Genomic DNA, 15331 nt, shown 5'->3' on the forward strand with positions numbered 1-15331 from the left:
TCACCATCCTCGCCCGCAAGCTCGCCCGTATCGCCTTCGCCATCCTCAAAAACGGGGCCGACTATGTGCCGCGAAAGCCTTGTCTTACGACATAGAATCTCCTACGTGTATGGCTCTTCCCCCTCTGTGTCCTCTGTGGCTAAAACAGCTTCAAGGCGCGTAGCGCCACCCATGCCTCACACTTGAGCCTCCCGCCCCATCCTCCGGTAGGAGGCCAGCCCTCTGGCCGATGGGGTTGTGCAGCGGGCATGGTCGTTATCGCCGAGGGGGCTCGGCTCCTACGTGTATGGCTCTTCCCTCTCTGTGCCCTCTGTGGCTATAACGGCTAACCGAAGCGCCACCCACGCCTGGCACCTATCCGTTAACGCCTCACGGCCCCCCAAGGCAATCCTCGAAGGCCGCTGCCAGGTTGAGGAGCAGCTGCGCGTAGGCGTCGGGGCCGTCCGCGATGTCGGTGCCCAGCGGGTCGAGTACGGCGGCGCGGGCCTCCGTGTCCTGGATGAGGGTGTCGACCAGGGCCGGGCGGAACTGGGGTTCGGCGAAGACGCAGCGGGCATGGGTGTCGCGGATGAGGGCGCGGATCTCGCTCACCCGGCGCGCGCCGGGGGTGCGGCCCGGGTCGATGGTGAGCGCGGCGGCATGGGCGAGGCCGTAGCGGCGCTCGAAGTACTGGTAGGCGTCGTGGAAGACCACGTAGCTGCCCTGCAGGTCTGCGAGGCGCGACGTCAGTTCCCGGTCCAGTGCGGCCAGGCGCTGGCGCAGCCGTTCCGCGTTGGCGGCATAGCGGTCGGCGTTCGCCGGGTCGCGTTCGCGCAGCCGTGCCTCCAGGGCATCGACGATGACCCGTGCATTGCCCGGGTCCAGCCAGAGGTGGGCATCGACGTCATGCCCGGCGTGCCCGTGGTCGTCGTGTGTGTGCTGGCCGTGCAGCCGGTGCAGCGTCATGCCGGGCAGGGCCAGTGCACGGATCTCGTGCGTGGTTCCCGGCAGGCTGCGGATGGGGCCCTGCAGGAAGGTCTCGAGCTCCGGCCCGACCCACAGCAGGATGTCTGCCGCGTGCAGCGCCCGCATGTCGGAGGGCTTCAGGCTGTAGGCATGGGGCGAGCTGCCGTCGGCCAGCAGGCGGTGGGGCGTACTCACGCCCTCGGTGACCGCGGCGGCCAGGCTGTGCAGGGGCTTGATGGTGGCGGCCACGCGCGGGGCCCCGGCGCGGGCGGGCAGCGCGAGCGCCAGGGCCAGCAGCCCGAGGACGGTGAGCAGCGCGAAGCGGACGAGGGCGGTGCGTGGCATGGTCGGGCCTGTGCGGGGAACGAAAACGTTATAATATAACATTTCGTTTTCCTGCAGGGAGCGCGCCCATGTCCGGTCTGCGCATCAAGTACCTCAAGCCCGCCCTGGTGGCGGCGCACCTGGCCCGTGCCGAGTCCGTCTGCGCGGCCAGCGGCGCACGCCTCACCCCCTTGCGCCGCCGGGTGCTGGAGCTGGTGATCCGTTCCGGTCGCCCGGTGGGCGCCTACGAACTGCTGGACCAGTTGCGCGCGGCCGGCCACCGGGGCGCGCCGCCTACCGTCTACCGGGCGCTGGAGTTCCTGCAGCAGCAGGGCCTGGTGCACCGCATCGCCATGGCCAATGCCTATGTCGCCTGCAGCCACCCGGGTGACGAGCACCCTGCCCTGATCTTCGTCTGCACCGAGTGCGGCAACGCCCTGGAGCTGGAGGAGACCCAGCTGAAGGCCAGTGTGGCGGCGCGCGCCGCGGCGGTGGGCTTTCGTGTGCCGGGTCAGCCCATCGAGGTGGCCGGTACCTGTCCGCTGTGCCAGGAGGCCCATTGATGAGCGCCGTCCCCGCAGTCGGGCCGCTGGCCGAGGTGAGCGGACTCGAGGTGTCGCTCGGTGGTCGCGTGATCCTGCATGACGTGTCCCTCGCCCTCGCCCCGGGCGAGATCGTCACGGTCATCGGGCCGAACGGTGCGGGCAAGACCACCCTGCTGAAGATCCTGCTGGGCCTGCGCACGGCCACCCGCGGGCGCGTGTTCGTGCGGCCGGGGCTGACCATCGGCTACATGCCGCAGCGCATCCAGATCGACGAGATCCTGCCGCTCACCGTGCGTCGCTTCCTCGGCCTGGCCGGCCGCTTCGGCCGCGCCCGCATCGCCGCCGCGCTGGAGGAGGTCGGTGCCGCCGCGCTCATCGACCAGCCCGTGCAGGGCATCTCGGGCGGCGAGATGCAGCGCGTGCTGCTGGCCCGCGCCCTGTTGCGCGAGCCGGATCTGCTGGTGCTGGACGAGCCCGCCCAGGGGGTGGACGTGAGCGGCCAGGCCGAGCTCTATCGGCTCATCGCCCGCCTGCGCGACCGACACGGCTGCGCGGTGCTGATGGTCTCGCACGACCTGCACCTGGTGATGGAGGCGGCCGACTCCGTGGTCTGCCTCAACCAGCACGTCTGCTGCACCGGTCACCCCGAGGCGGTGAGCCAGCATCCCGAATACCTGAAGCTCTTCGGCAGCGAGGAGGCGCGCGGCCTGGCCGTCTATACCCACGAGCACGACCACCACCACAACCTGCATGGCGAGGTGGTGCCGCTGGCGCCGGGGCAGGAATGCGCCAGCTGCCCGCATCACGGCCCCTCCGGCGAGAACGGTGGGGACGGGGGGCATCGGCATGGATGACTTCATCCTGCGCGCCCTGCTGGGAGGCATCGGCGTGGCCCTGGTCAGCGCACCGCTCGGGGCCTTCGTGGTGTGGCGCCGCATGTCCTATTTCGGCTCCACCCTGTCGCACTCCGCCCTGCTGGGCGTGGCGCTGGGGTTCCTGCTCGGCGTGAGCCTGAATCTCGCGGTCATCGTGGTCTGTGTGGGCATCGCCCTGCTGCTGGGGCTGTTCCAGCAGCAGCGCCAGCTCGCCAGCGACACCCTGCTGGGTATCCTCGCCCACAGTACGCTGGCCATCGGCCTGGTGGCGCTGGCCTTCATCGAGGGGCTGCGCGTGGACCTGATGGCCTACCTGTTCGGCGACATCCTCGCCATCACCGTGAGCGACCTGTGGTGGATCTGGATCGGCGGCGCGCTCACCCTGCTGGCCATGGTCGCCCTGTGGCGGCCCCTGCTGGCCATCACCGTGCACGAGGACCTGGCGCGGGTGGAGGGCGTGCCGGTGCGCTGGGTGAGCACGCTCTTCATGCTCATGATCGCGCTGGTGATCGCCGTGGCGATGAAGATCGTCGGCATCCTGCTCATCACCTCGCTGCTCATCATCCCGGCGGCCACCGCGCGCCGCCTGGCGAGCACACCCGAGCAGATGGCCCTGATCGCCGCGGTCATCGGCGTGCTCTCGGTGGCCGGCGGCATCCAGGCCTCGCTCCTCTGGGACACCCCGGCAGGCCCCTCCATCGTGGTGGCGGCGACGCTGCTGTTCCTCGCTGTATATGCCGTGCCGGCGCGGCGTTAGGCGGAAAATCCAAGCGCCACAGAGGTCACAGAGAGGTAAAAGCCAACCGTAGGAGCCGAGCCCTCTCGGCGATAACGGCCATGCCGGCTGCACAACCCCATCGGCCAGAGGGCTGGCCTCCTACCGCGGGGCGTGCGGCGTGAGGGATAGGCGCGAGGTGTGAAAGTCCAGGCGCGGCAGAGGACACAGAGGCAAACCGGGCTGTGTTCTTCCTCTGTGTCCTCTGTGGCCAAACCGGCATCAAGGCCCGAAGCGAGCCCACTCCCTACGCCTGAGGTCTCTGATCAGACGGGCGACTTGCGACCTGCCACTTGCGACTGTTCCTTATCCTGTTCCGGCCGGCCTTCGACGACCGCCTTCACCGCCTCACGGGCCTGTTCGGCCAGTGCCTTGCGTTCCATGCCGGCGGCCGGGATGGGGGGGAGAAAGTCGAGTTCGGCCTCGATCTCGGGTTCGCCGAGCATGTCCCAGACGTGGCGCATCAGGTGGGTGTCGCCGACGAAGGGGGCGGTGGGGTGGATGCGTTCCACGTGCGGATAGCGCAGGGCGACGGGCTGCACGGGGCGTTCGGCCAGTGTGGCGGCACCGAACAGGCGGGGGTGGAAGCGCAGCACGGTCTCGCCGGTGCTGGTGGTGCCCTCGGGGAAGATGAGCACGGGGCGGTTGCCGGCCAGCCGCCAGGTCATGGCCTCGGTGGCGGCATTGGCGGCATTGCTCCCCCCGCGCTGGATGAACAGGGTGCCGGCGCGGGCGGCCAGCCAGCCGACCACGGGCCAGCGGCGCACCTCCTGCTTGGAGAGAAAGGCCGTCTCCAGCACCGCGCCGATCACCGGGATGTCCAGCCAGGAGATGTGATTGGCCACGTACAGCACCCCGCCGCGTGCGGGCTCGCCCGTCACGTGCAGGCGCACGCCGAGGATCTTCAGCAGGCCCCGGAACCAGCGCCGCTCGATGGCGGTGAACCGGGCCGAGGGCGGGGCATCCCGGCGATGCCAGGCGAGCAGCAGGGTGAGGATGGCCCCGTAGACCACGTAGACGGCCAGCAGGGGAAGGCGGATCAGACGGCGTAATGTGCGCATGCGTGGCATGGAGTCGGTGTCGGCAGTACAGGATCAACCGGGCGGGCGGGTCGCGTCAACGTGTGAGCTGGATGGCCGCCCGCAGGCCGTGTTCGAAGCGCTGGATGATGCGTCCCCAGGCCAGGCGCTCGGCGGTGATCCGTGCCTGACGGCCCAGGGCCTGCAGGGCCTGTGGGTCTCGGGTCATGGCGCGGGCGGCGGCGACGAAGGCCGAGGCGTCGTCGAAGGGGGCAAGCTGCCCGTTCACGCCCCGGTGGATGTGCTCGCGGCCGGCGGCGTAGTCGTAGGTCAGCACCGGCAGCCCGCTGGCCATGGCCTCGATGACCACGTTGCCATAGGTCTCGGAGGTGGAGGCGAAGAGGAACAGGTCGGCGCTGGCATAGTGCCGGGCCAGGTCCTCGCCGCGGCGCGGGCCGCAGAAGATCGCCTCCGGCAGTTCCCGCGCAAGACGCTCCCGCAGCGGGCCGTCGCCGACCAGCACGAGGCGGCTGTCCGGATGCACGCGGCGGATGGCCTTGAAGGCCTCGATGGTGAGGGCGATGTTCTTCTCGGCCGCCAGCCGGCCGACGTAGAGCACGGCCAGTGCCCCGGGCGCCAGGCCCCAGGCCGCGCGCAGCCCGGGGTCGCGGCGCGCGGGGTCGAAGAGCGTGGTGTCCACGCCGCGCGCCAGCACGCCCATGTGCCGGAAGCCGCGCGCCTCGAGTCTTGCCGCCAGGGCCGCGGTCGGGGCGAGCGTGCCCTGGCAGCGGTTGTGAAAACGCCGCAGCCAGGCGAGCACCAGCGGCTCGAGCAGGCCGATGCGGTAAAAGCGGGTATAGGCGTCGAAGTTGGTATGAAAGCCGCTGAGCACGGGGATCTGCAGCTGCCGGGCCGCGGCCAGCGCCGAGTGGCCGAGCGGGCCCTCGGTGGCGATGTAGACCACGTCCGGGCGCTGCGCCCGCCAGCGTCGGCGGAGGCGGCGACCGGCCGGCAGGCCGAGGTGCAGGCCCGGGTAGCCCGGCGCCGGCAGGCCGCCGGTGAGGAGCTGGGCGATACCGTGGGTGGTTGCCGGGTCGTCGGTCGCGCGGTCGGTCGCATCCTGGCGCGGCCGCACCACCTCCACCGCGTGACCGCGTTCGGCCAGGCCCTGCGCGAGATGGCTCAGGGTATGGGCCACGCCGTTGATCTCGGGGGGATAGGTCTCGGTGACCAGGGCGACGCGCAGGGCGCCCCCCGTCGCGGTCACGGAGGTGTCGTCCTGGTCCGGCCGCGCCGTTGCCGCCTGGTCCATGCGGGCGGCTGTCAGGCGTTGAGCGTGTGACGGCCCCAGGCACCGCCGGCGGCGCGCTCGACGAAGTGGCGATGATAGCGCTGGTTGAGACGCTCGCGGTCGAGCAGCACGAAGACGTCGGCGACGTTGAATTCCGGGTCCCAGCAGGGCTCGCCGCAGACATAACAGCCCAGGCGCAGGTAGGCCTTGAGCAGCGGGGGCATGCTGGCCCCCATGCGAATCGCCCCGCCGGTGGGCGGCACGGGACGGCGCGGCTGCACGCGCAGGTGTTCGGGGGCGAGGTTATGCTCGCGCATGCGCTGCATCAGCGCCTCCACGGTGAGGCCGTCGTCGGCCATGCTGATGCTGGCGCAGCCCATCAGGTAGTCGAAGCCGTTGATGCTCATGAAGCGCGCGAGTCCCGACCAGAGCACGGCAATGGCCGCGCCGCCGCGGTGCGCCGGGTGGATGCAGGTGCGACCGATCTCCATCACGCGACCCGGCAGCGGCAGCAGGCCGCTCATCTCGAACTCGTTGTCCGAATAAAACCCGCCGGCCAGGCGTGCCTGGCTGTCGGTGAGGATGCGCGTACCCCCGACGATCGCGCCGGTGGCCTGGTCACGCACGACCAGGTGGTGGCAGAAGTTGTCGTAGTGATCGACATCCAGGCCCAGTGCCTCGCTGTCCAGGCGCGCGCCCATCTCGCCGGCGAAGATGTCGTAACGCAGGCGCTGGAAGTCGCGTACATCCTCGGCACTGGCGGCCAGTTCCACGGCCAGACCGGGTTCGCGCGGGGCGCTGCCGGCGGATGTCAGTGCGATGAAGTTGTTGTGCTCGACGGCCGAATGCATGGCGCCACTCCTGAGTTTGGACTGGGGCCATGCTAGGCAGGGGCTGTTTAAGCCCCGTGACGCCGGCTTGAAGCTTTTGTGACGGGGCCGCGCGCCAGCGTGGCGCGCGGCAATCCGCTACCGTGCCCGCGAGCCGTAACGCAGGTACAGGGCCGGCACCACGATCATGTTGAGCGCCGTGGAGCTGAGCAGGCCGAACAGGATGACGATGGCCATGGGCGTCTGGATCTCGCTGCCGGGCAGTCCGCCGGCCAGGGCGAGCGGCACCAGGGCGAGGCCGGCCGAGAGCGCCGTCATCAGGATCGGCAGCACGCGCTCCATGGCCCCGCGCAGGACGGCCTCGCGCGCATCGTCCACGGCCTCGATGTCGGCGAGGTGATGGATGTGCGAGATCATCATCACGCCGTTGCGCGTGGCGATGCCGAACAGGGTGATGAAGCCCACGATGGAGGCCACCGACAGCACGCCGCCGGAGACGAACACCCCCACCACGCCGCCGATCAGCGCGAGCGGCAGGTTGAGCATGACCAGGGCCGCGTCGCGTACCGAATGGAAGGCGGTGTAGAGCAGCAGGAACACGCCCACGATGACCCCGGCGCCGACGATGAGCAGCGTGCGCGTGGCCGAGGCCGCGCTCTCGAACTGGCCGCCGTATTCGACGTGGTAGCCGGCCGGGAAGACCACGCTGGCCTGCACCGCGGCGCGGATCTCGTCCACCACGCCCGCGAGATCGCGGCCGGCCACGTTCGCCGAGACCACGATCTTGCGCTGCACGTCCTCGCGCGAGATGGTGTTCGGGCCGCGGGCCCGCCGGATGTCGGCCAGGGCCTTGAGCGGCAGCAGGGCCCCGTCGGCGGTGGTGATGAGCGTGTCGCGCACCGCATCGAGGTTGTCCAGTTGCTCGGGCGGATAGCGCAGGATGAGATCGAAGCTCGCCTGGCCCTCGAGCACCCGCGTGAGGCTGCGGCCGTAGAAGGCGGTCTCGATGGCGGTGGCCACGTCCGTCACGCTAAGGCCATGGCGCGCGATGGCGCGGCGGTCGATGTCGATGGTGAGCATGGGGATGTCCACCTGCTGTTCGACGTTGAGGTCCACCACGCCGTCCACTTCGGCCATCTGCGCACGCACCGCCTGGGCGAGGTTGCGTAGCGTGTACAGGTCGTCGCCGAAGATCTTCACCGCGATATTGGCGCGCGTGCCCGAGAGCATGTGGTCGATGCGGTGCGAGATCGGCTGGCCGATGGTGATGCTCATGCCGGGCACGCCGGCCAGGCGTTCGCGCAATGCGGCGAGGAAGTCTTCCTTGTCGCGTCCGTCCAGGTCGAGCGTGGCTTCGACCTCGGTGCTGTTCACGTCCTGCGTGTGTTCGGCCAGCTCGCCACGCCCGGTGCGCCGCGCCGTGGCCACGACCTCCGGAAACGCCAGCAGCGCGTCTTCCACCATCTGCCCCAGTGCAGTGGACTGCTCCAGCGAGGTGCCGGGCAGGGTCTGCGCGCTGATGGTCAGGCTGCCCTCGTTGAACTCCGGCAGGAAGGAGCGGCCGGCGAAGGCCAGCGTGGCCATGGCGACCACGAACAGCGAGAAGGCGCCGACGGCCACGGTGCGCCAGTGGTCCAGCGCCCAGGTCAGCCAGGGGCGGTAGCGGGTCTTGATCCAGCGCGCGAGGCGGGTCTCGCCGTGCGAGTGCACGTCCGGCGAGTTGGGGAGCAGCAGTGAGGCCAGCACCGGCGTGACGGTGACCGCCACCAGCAGCGAGGCGGCGAGGGAGACGACGTAGGCGAAGCCCAGCGGGGCGAGGAGTCGTCCCTCCACGCCGCTGAGGAAGAACAGCGGCACGAACACCAGCATGATGATGAGCGTGGCGAACACGATCGAGCCCTGGATCTCGTGGGTGGCGTCGAAGACCACGTTGAGCACCGGTTTGCGGGCCTGCTCCGGTCGCTGTGCGTTCTGGCGCAGACGGCGCACGATGTTCTCCACGCCGATGATGGCATCGTCCACCAGCGCGCCCACGGCGATGGCCATGCCGCCGAGGGTCATGGTGTTGATGTTGGCACCCATGGCCTTCATCGCCAGCACCGCCGTGACCAGCGAGAGCGGGATGGCGAGCACCGTGATGAAGGTGGCCCGCGTGCTGAACAGGAACACGAACACGATCGCCACCACCAGCAGGGCGCCGTCGCGCAGGGCCGCCGAGACGTTCTCGATGGCGACCTCGATGAAGTCCGCCTGGCGGAACAGCGTGGTGTCGATGTGCATGCCCTCGGGCAGCGCGGCCTCGAGCTGTGCCGCGGTTTCATCCAGGCGCGCGGTGAGCTCCAGCGTGTTGGCGTTGGGCTGTTTCTGCACCGCCAGCACCACGGCATCCTTGCCGTTGGCCGAGGCCGTGCCGCGCTTGAAGGCCGGGCCGATGTCCACCTCGGCGAGGTCGGCGATGGTGACCGGCACGCCGTCGATGCGCGTGACCACCGTCTCGCCGATGTCGGACAGACGCTCGATGCGGCCGAGGCCGTAGATCAGGTACTCCTGGCCATTCTCGCTGTAGAAACCGGCCGAGGTGTTCTCGTTGCTCTGCCCGAGCGCCTGCGCGACCTGGTCGAGCGCGATGCCGTAGGCGGCCAGCCGGTCGGGGAACACCTGCACCTGGAACTGGCGCGTGTCCCCGCCGATGGGCACGACCTGGGCCACGCCGGGCACCGCCAGCAGGCGGCGGCGCACCACCCAGTCGGCCGCGGTCTTCACCTCCATGGCGTCGTGCCGGTCCGAGCTGACCGAGAGGTACATGATCTCGCCCATGATGGAGCTGATGGGGGCGAGCGTGGGTGCCGGCATGTCCAGGGGCAGCGAGGTACGGGCGAGCTGCAGACGTTCGGCCACCACCTGGCGGGCACGGTAGATGTCGGTACCCCAGTCGAACTCCACCCAGATCACCGCCGCGCCTACCGTGGTGGAGGAGCGGATGCGCCGCACCCCGGCGGCCCCGTTCATGGCGGTCTCGATGGGCAGGGTGACGAGGTTCTCCATCTCCTCCGGGGCCATGCCGTGGGTATCGGCGAGGATGGTCACGGTGGGGGCGGTGAGGTCCGGGAACACGTCCACCGACATGCGCGAGGCCTCGATGCCGCCCCAGAGCATGAGCAGCAGCGCGCCGACGATGACGAAGAGCCGGTTGGCCAGCGACCAGCGTATGCCTTGAGCGATCATGGTCGTCTCCTTCAGTGGGCGTGGCCGTGGCCGATCTCGGCGGGCACCGAGGCGGCGAGCTGCACGAGGTAGGCGCCGCGCGTGACGATGCGCTCACCGGGTTTCAGGCCCGCGATCACTTCCACCCAGTCGCCGTCGCGGATGCCCAGCGTGACCAGCCGGCGTTCGAAGTGCTCGCCGTCGCGCTGCACGAAGACCACGTCGCGGCCGGTGTCGTCGATCACCGCCGTGCGGGGGATCGCCAGCGCCTCGCGCTGTTCTCCCGTGTAGATCCGTGCCTCGACGTACTGGCCGATGCGCAGGCGCGGATCGGGGGAGGGGAAGGCGAAGATCACGGGCACGGTGCGCGTGCGCGGGTCGATGCGCGCACCAAAGGACACGAGTCGCGCCCCGGTCTCGGCGGTCACCGCCACGGGCCCGGCAGCGGTCTCGAACCACGCACCGGTGGGGGCGTCGAGCGTCAGGGCATCGGCCTCAGGCACCTGGGCCTCCAGCCAGAGCTCACGGCGGTCGACCACGTACATCAGCGGCGTGCCGGCGCTGACATAGCTGCCGGCACCGACATGGACGCGCGCCACCTCGCCGTTGATGGGCGAGGGGAGGACCACGCCGCCCGTCTGCCCGCCCGACACCTTGCCGTACTGCGCCAGGCGCCGGCTGGCGGCATCGTTCGCCGCACGCGCGCCTTCGAAGTCGGCCTGGGCCGCCTGCAGGCGGCGCTCGGCGATCACCCCCTGTTCGAAGAGGCCGCGGATACGCGCCAGTTCATCCCGTGCGAAGCGGAAGGCGGCACGGGCACGTGCGGCCTCGGCCTCCAGCGTGGCGTAGTCGGTCGCCTCGCCGAGACGCGGCACGATGCGCAGCAGGGTGTCGCCCTGTCGCACCTGACGTCCGGGCGACTGGAGTTCGCCGCCCGCCGCGGCGATCCAGCCGTCGACGGGAGCGACGATCTGGGCCTCCCGCGCGCTATCCGCGCGCAGGGTGGCGGGGGCGCGCACCGATGCCTTCAGCAGCCGCGGGCCGACGGGGTCGACCCGGAAGTCGGTCTGCCACTGCTGCTCCTTGAGGAAGACGATACCCTCATCGGTCTCCGCGGTGCCGACAGCCGTCGCGGCGGCCTCGTGCGTGGCATGGACCGCCACCGGCCCCAGGTCGTGCACGATCAGGTCGTCGGCCGTCTGCAGCGTGAGGGTCAGGGTGTACATACCCGGTGCGGGGGCCGTGAGTGTCGGCAGGAACACGCCGGGGCGCACCGGTGCCTCGACCGAGGCGCTGGCGGCGTACTGTTCGCCACGGCCGAGCAGCACCGACACCCGGCCCCCGGTCACTGCGCGGTAGTCGCTGGTGCGGGTGAAGTGCACGATGAATTCGGCATCGTGGCCGGCCACCAGGCCGGGGTACTCGGCAAACAGCTCAAAGCCGTCGGCCACGTGGGTGACGACGTGCATGCCGGCATCGTCATGGGCATGGGCGTCGTCGCCATGGGCATGGTCGTCGCCCCCGGCAGAGGTGGGCGTGTCGTCGCAGCCGGCGACCAGCAGCAGGGCCAGCAGAAGGGGGATCAGGATTCGCATGGGGTTCGCCTCGAAAATCATTCGTGGGACCGTGCCGCGCCGAGCGGTGCATCGGTCGTGTCGAGCAGGGACTGGCCCGCGGCATGGCGCAGGGCCGCCAGTTCCAGGTGCATGGCGTGGAGCAGTTCGAGCCGGCGTTCGCTGGCATCGAGATAGGACCGGGTCGCGTCGATGAGGGCGAGCAGGTCGACCTCGCCGGCGATGAAGCCGGTGCGGGTCAGGTCGAAGACGCGTTCGGCAGGGCTCATGACGCGGCGTTCGAAGTGCGCGAGCTGTTGGCGCACATGGCCGAGGTGCTGATAGGCCGTCTGCAGCTCGGCGCCGAGGTCACGCTGGCGCTGCTCGAGTTCGGCGCGCCGCACGCTGGCCTCGCCCGTGGCGCGGCGGATGTCGCCGCCCCGCCGGTCCCAGAGTGGCAGGGGGATGGTGAGGTTCAGGGTGGAGACGGTCTCCTCCTGGCCGGCGATCGCCTCCCGGCCCTGGGTGAAGGCGATCTCCCAGTCGGCGAGGCGTGCGGCGCGCGCGGCCCGGATCTCGGTGTGCGCGGCTGCCAGGTCGAACTCGGCGGCGCGCAGGCCGGGGTGGCCCGTCTGCCGTTCGCGCCACTGCGTCAGCGGCGCGATGGCGGGCGGGGCGTCGAGGGGCGCCACGGCCTCGAGGCGGGGCCGCGCATCGGCAGGCAGGTAGGGGCGCAGCCGGGCCAGGGCATCCTCGTATTCGCTCTCCACCGTCTGCTGGTGCTGGTGCGCCTGTTCACGTACCAGTTCCAGGCGCAGGCGTTCGAGGTTCGACAGGTCGCCGGCCGCGGCGCGGCGCTCGCCGATGTGCTGGATGGCATCGGCCTCCGCCAGCCAGCGCGAGGCGAGCGCCATGCGTGCCTGCTGGAGCTGCACGTCGCTGTAGCGGCGGGTGATGGCGTATTCCAGGGCAAGGCGCTCGGCCTGTGCCCGGGCCCGCGCCGCCTCGAGCCGTGACTGGGCCGCCTCGGCGGCATGCCCCAGGCGGCCACCGATGGGCAGGGTCTGGGCAAGCGTGATCTCGGTGACCTCGGTCCCGCCGGTCTGCAGTTCCTTGCCCAGGCCGTCGCTGACGCCGACCCCGAGCTTGGGATTCGGCCAGCGTCCGGCCTGCCCGGCCGCGCCGTCGGCAGCCTCGATCCGGGCCTGTGCCGCGGCGAGTTCCGGCGAGGTCCGGGTCGCCAGCGACAGGGTTTCTTCCAGCGTGAGGGGGCCGGCGAATCCGGGGGCTGCGTGCAGACCGGATAGCGTCAGCAGGATGGCCGCTAGCGGCCATCGCCAATGTGTCGTCGTCATGTGTCCTGCTCCGGGTGCGCCGGGCGCACCTCATCAATGCGACGCCGCGTGCAGGGCGTCAGGATTGACCAATAGGGGTAATCGACCGGGGAACGGTCGAATCAGGGCGCCGGAGCGGGTGGGGCGCGAAGCTGCGGGGAGCGGTAGTGGGGCCTGGAGGGGAAGCGGCGTTCGGCAGGGGTGACGAGTGTGCCGCCGCCACCCATTGGCAGTGCGAGCAGGATCAGCAGGGACAAAAGCCCCACGGACAGGGCGCCGAGCAGCTGTTTCACCAGGTTCGCCTGCTGCAGGTCGAGCTGGGTGGTGGCGGCATGATCGTGCTCGTGATCGAGCAGCAGCTCGGCGTGCAGGTCGAAGCTATGCTGATGTACGGCGGCCTGGGTATCGATGTGATGCACGTGGAAGTGCACCTGGGCGAACTGCGACAGCAGCAGCGCGCCGATGGCGAGGAACGCCACCAGCGTACGTCGAGCCCGTGATTGCCGTAGCCGCTGCATGCTGCCGATATTCCCAGTTATGGTGGAGGGATTCAACCCCGGTTGCCGTAAGGCCTTAGGGCAGCGGCCCGTCGTAGGTCCCGGATTCGATGTCGAGATCCTCGGCCTCCCACATCTTGATGCCGCCGGCCAGGTTCTTCACGTTGGCAAAGCCCATCTGCTGCAGGGTATCCACGGCCATGGCGGCGCGGGCGCCGGTCTCGCAGTAGATCACCACCGGCTTGTCGCGGGCGGTGTAGAGGGCCTCGATGCGGTGCGCGTTGTTGGGGTCGGCCGCGCCCTCGAGCATGCCGCGCGGCACCAGGATGGCGCCCGGGATGTGGGCCTTCTCGTATTCGTAGGGCTCGCGCACGTCCACCAGCAGCAGCTCGGCGGTCTCCTCGCGCAGTTCCTCCAGGTCGTCGGCCTGGATGTCGGTGACGCGGGCGCGGGCCTCGCTGATGAAGTCGCTGAGGGTCTTGCTCATGCTAGGCTCCTGGCTGGGTGATTTGCCCGGTGGCCCCTCGTATTGACTGACGTCATGGAGATGGCCGGGGTGACTCGTTAGGCTGGACCTCGCCGCCGGGGCCCATGCCCCGCCTGACGATTAAAAGACGGAAACCGAACATGCCCATAGAACTGTATAACGACGGACACCATTCCTGCCTGGCCTTCACCGACCTGGTGAAGGGCGAGGGCGTGCAGTCCAACCAGTTCCTCATTATACATGGGGAGCACGATGCCCTGATCGACCCGGGTGGCGACCTCACCTTCACGGCGCTGTCCAACGAGATCAGCAAGCACGTGTCGCTGCGTGACCTGGAGTACATCATCGCCTCGCACCAGGACCCGGACATCATCGCCTCGATCGCCAGCTGGATTCAGCGCAGCAATGCCACGGTGGTCTGCTCCAAGCTCTGGGCGCGTTTCCTGCCGCACCTCATCCCGGGTTACATGGGTGACAAGCTCGGCGAACGCCTGATCGCGCTGCCCGATGCCGGGCGCGACATCCCCTTCGGCGATACGGTGATCAAGGCCATCCCCGCGCACTTTCTGCACTCGGTGGGCAACTTCCACTTCTATGACCCGGTGAGCAAGATCCTGTTCTCGGGCGACATGGGCGCCTCCATGGTGCCGGAGGGGCCGGACAGGCCGGTGGAGGACTTCGAGAAGCACGTGCCCTACATGGTCGCCTTCCACAAGCGCTACATGGGCTCGAAGAAGGTCTGCCGCCTGTGGGCCGACATGGTCTGGGACATGGATGTGGACATGATCGTCCCGCAGCACGGTCGCCCCTTCAAGGGCCGCGAGATGATCAACCAGTTCCTCGGCTGGATCGGCCACCTGGATTGCGGGATCGACCTGCTGACGCAGGAAAACTTCCGGGTGCCGTAGCCCAGCGTTTCTGCCCTCATGATTTCGCTTGCGTCACGCTGATGCAGTATTTCAGGCAGTGTGTCCCGCAAGCGAGTTACTTTATCTTTGCTTGCCCAAAGAAAAGTAACCAAAAGATAAGGGCACCCCACTATCTCGCCCTTCGGGTTTCACTCGGCACGTCCGTGTGCCTCGCCGCTTCGCGGCAGCCTTCGGCTGTGTTAATCGGCAGTCCAGCCGATTAATCCTGCGCTTCTCGCTCCAGACGGGGTTCCGCAGACGGGCCGTCCCTGGCCCGACTGCGGAATTGCGCGCGTCCTGCGCGCAATCCTTCGGGCCTGTCCGTCTTCCGCTGCGATGCTCGGCGAGATAACGGGGCCAGAAGGTCAAAACCCCTTCGACATGGCATGGCACCATTCCGTTGGAATGGGGTGACCTGCCTCTCAGGTGCCAGTTGGAAATTCCACCGCTAATTGCCCTGAGGGGCGAAGCCCTTCGCGACCATCTATGTGCCCTTTGTGGCAAAAAACGCCTTTCAGTCCGCGCGGCGTATCAGGCGCGTGCCGTCGTTTCTTTCAGCGCATTCTCGAACGCCTCCCGCTCGCTGATCGGCGGGCTGCAGGTCATGCCCTTGCAGACATAGGCGACCGGTGTCTCGCCGGTCGCCTGCTTGTCGGCGAGTGCCGGGGGCAGGCCGGGGGCGTCGGCGGGGATGGCGAAGGGGGGGGGGCGGGGGGGCTAGGGGTGGTCTCTTAGACTACTACA

The 15331-nt window shown here is 69.4% G+C and carries 13 protein-coding genes; 4 read left to right on the forward strand and 9 right to left on the reverse strand.

The features are described 5' to 3' along the window. Positions 1-369 precede the first annotated feature (369 nt). Entirely contained in the window at positions 370-1290 is a 921-nt protein-coding gene (locus tag HUJ28_00245; GenBank protein ID MBD3617893.1) for a zinc ABC transporter substrate-binding protein, read from the reverse strand. A gap of 68 nt (positions 1291-1358) precedes the next feature. Here HUJ28_00245 and HUJ28_00250 point away from each other — a divergent pair, with 68 nt between their 5' ends. Genes HUJ28_00250 through HUJ28_00260 form a run of 3 tightly spaced genes read left to right on the forward strand, consistent with a single transcriptional unit; the run spans position 1359 to position 3446 of the window. Then, positions 1359-1832, forward strand: a complete 474-nt coding sequence (locus HUJ28_00250; protein ID MBD3617894.1) for a transcriptional repressor — start codon at positions 1359-1361, stop codon at positions 1830-1832. After that, positions 1832-2668, forward strand: a complete 837-nt coding sequence (znuC, locus tag HUJ28_00255; GenBank protein MBD3617895.1) for a zinc ABC transporter ATP-binding protein ZnuC — start codon at positions 1832-1834, stop codon at positions 2666-2668. Before HUJ28_00250 ends, znuC begins: the two co-directional genes overlap by 1 nt. After that, entirely contained in the window at positions 2661-3446 is a 786-nt protein-coding gene (locus HUJ28_00260) for a metal ABC transporter permease (GenBank protein ID MBD3617896.1), read from the forward strand. Before znuC ends, HUJ28_00260 begins: the two co-directional genes overlap by 8 nt. Before the next feature lie 284 nt (positions 3447-3730). On the opposite strand, the gene HUJ28_00265 is transcribed toward HUJ28_00260, so the two are convergent. The 8 genes from HUJ28_00265 to HUJ28_00300 form a co-directional block, all read right to left on the reverse strand. Next, complete coding sequence (locus HUJ28_00265; protein MBD3617897.1) at positions 3731-4525, reverse strand: 1-acyl-sn-glycerol-3-phosphate acyltransferase; 795 nt, start codon at positions 4523-4525, stop codon at positions 3731-3733. 55 nt (positions 4526-4580) lie between these two features. Beyond that, positions 4581-5795, reverse strand: a complete 1215-nt coding sequence (locus tag HUJ28_00270; protein ID MBD3617898.1) for a glycosyltransferase family 1 protein — start codon at positions 5793-5795, stop codon at positions 4581-4583. Between the two features lie 11 nt (positions 5796-5806). Then, the gene (locus HUJ28_00275; GenBank protein ID MBD3617899.1) at positions 5807-6625 is read right to left on the reverse strand and encodes a GNAT family N-acetyltransferase; all 819 of its coding nucleotides are present in this window, start codon (positions 6623-6625) and stop codon (positions 5807-5809) included. Between the two features lie 117 nt (positions 6626-6742). After that, on the reverse strand, positions 6743-9829 hold the full coding sequence (locus HUJ28_00280; GenBank protein ID MBD3617900.1) for an efflux RND transporter permease subunit: 3087 nt from the start codon (positions 9827-9829) through the stop codon (positions 6743-6745). Positions 9830-9840: 11 nt separating this feature from the next. Continuing rightward, positions 9841-11403 (reverse strand): efflux RND transporter periplasmic adaptor subunit, encoded by a 1563-nt coding sequence (locus tag HUJ28_00285; protein MBD3617901.1) that lies wholly within the window; start codon positions 11401-11403, stop codon positions 9841-9843. Positions 11404-11420: 17 nt separating this feature from the next. Further along, positions 11421-12716 carry a TolC family protein gene (locus tag HUJ28_00290; protein ID MBD3617902.1) on the reverse strand — a complete coding sequence of 432 codons (1296 nt, stop codon included), beginning with the start codon at positions 12714-12716 and terminating at the stop codon, positions 11421-11423. A gap of 101 nt (positions 12717-12817) precedes the next feature. Continuing rightward, positions 12818-13213 (reverse strand): hypothetical protein, encoded by a 396-nt coding sequence (locus tag HUJ28_00295; GenBank protein ID MBD3617903.1) that lies wholly within the window; start codon positions 13211-13213, stop codon positions 12818-12820. Between the two features lie 55 nt (positions 13214-13268). Continuing rightward, complete coding sequence (locus tag HUJ28_00300) at positions 13269-13679, reverse strand: rhodanese-like domain-containing protein (GenBank protein ID MBD3617904.1); 411 nt, start codon at positions 13677-13679, stop codon at positions 13269-13271. Positions 13680-13819: 140 nt separating this feature from the next. Between HUJ28_00300 and HUJ28_00305 the strand changes: the two genes are divergently transcribed. Then, positions 13820-14587 (forward strand): FprA family A-type flavoprotein, encoded by a 768-nt coding sequence (locus HUJ28_00305; protein MBD3617905.1) that lies wholly within the window; start codon positions 13820-13822, stop codon positions 14585-14587. Positions 14588-15331 lie beyond the last annotated feature (744 nt).

The organism is Chromatiales bacterium (genome assembly GCA_014762505.1).
Classification (GTDB): Bacteria; Pseudomonadota; Gammaproteobacteria; order SpSt-1174; family SpSt-1174; genus SpSt-1174.

Excerpts from the sequence above, each read along its gene's own strand:
- HUJ28_00245 (MBD3617893.1), bottom strand. The coding sequence starts at position 1,290 with ATGCCACGCACCGCCCTCGTCCGCTTCGCGCTGCTCACCGTCCTCGGG.
- HUJ28_00250 (MBD3617894.1), top strand. The coding sequence starts at position 1,359 with ATGTCCGGTCTGCGCATCAAGTACCTCAAGCCCGCCCTGGTGGCGGCG.
- znuC (MBD3617895.1), top strand. The coding sequence starts at position 1,832 with ATGAGCGCCGTCCCCGCAGTCGGGCCGCTGGCCGAGGTGAGCGGACTC.
- HUJ28_00260 (MBD3617896.1), top strand. The coding sequence starts at position 2,661 with ATGGATGACTTCATCCTGCGCGCCCTGCTGGGAGGCATCGGCGTGGCC.
- HUJ28_00265 (MBD3617897.1), bottom strand. The coding sequence starts at position 4,525 with ATGCGCACATTACGCCGTCTGATCCGCCTTCCCCTGCTGGCCGTCTAC.
- HUJ28_00270 (MBD3617898.1), bottom strand. The coding sequence starts at position 5,795 with ATGGACCAGGCGGCAACGGCGCGGCCGGACCAGGACGACACCTCCGTG.
- HUJ28_00275 (MBD3617899.1), bottom strand. The coding sequence starts at position 6,625 with ATGCATTCGGCCGTCGAGCACAACAACTTCATCGCACTGACATCCGCC.
- HUJ28_00280 (MBD3617900.1), bottom strand. The coding sequence starts at position 9,829 with ATGATCGCTCAAGGCATACGCTGGTCGCTGGCCAACCGGCTCTTCGTC.
- HUJ28_00285 (MBD3617901.1), bottom strand. The coding sequence starts at position 11,403 with ATGCGAATCCTGATCCCCCTTCTGCTGGCCCTGCTGCTGGTCGCCGGC.
- HUJ28_00290 (MBD3617902.1), bottom strand. The coding sequence starts at position 12,716 with ATGACGACGACACATTGGCGATGGCCGCTAGCGGCCATCCTGCTGACG.
- HUJ28_00295 (MBD3617903.1), bottom strand. The coding sequence starts at position 13,213 with ATGCAGCGGCTACGGCAATCACGGGCTCGACGTACGCTGGTGGCGTTC.
- HUJ28_00300 (MBD3617904.1), bottom strand. The coding sequence starts at position 13,679 with ATGAGCAAGACCCTCAGCGACTTCATCAGCGAGGCCCGCGCCCGCGTC.
- HUJ28_00305 (MBD3617905.1), top strand. The coding sequence starts at position 13,820 with ATGCCCATAGAACTGTATAACGACGGACACCATTCCTGCCTGGCCTTC.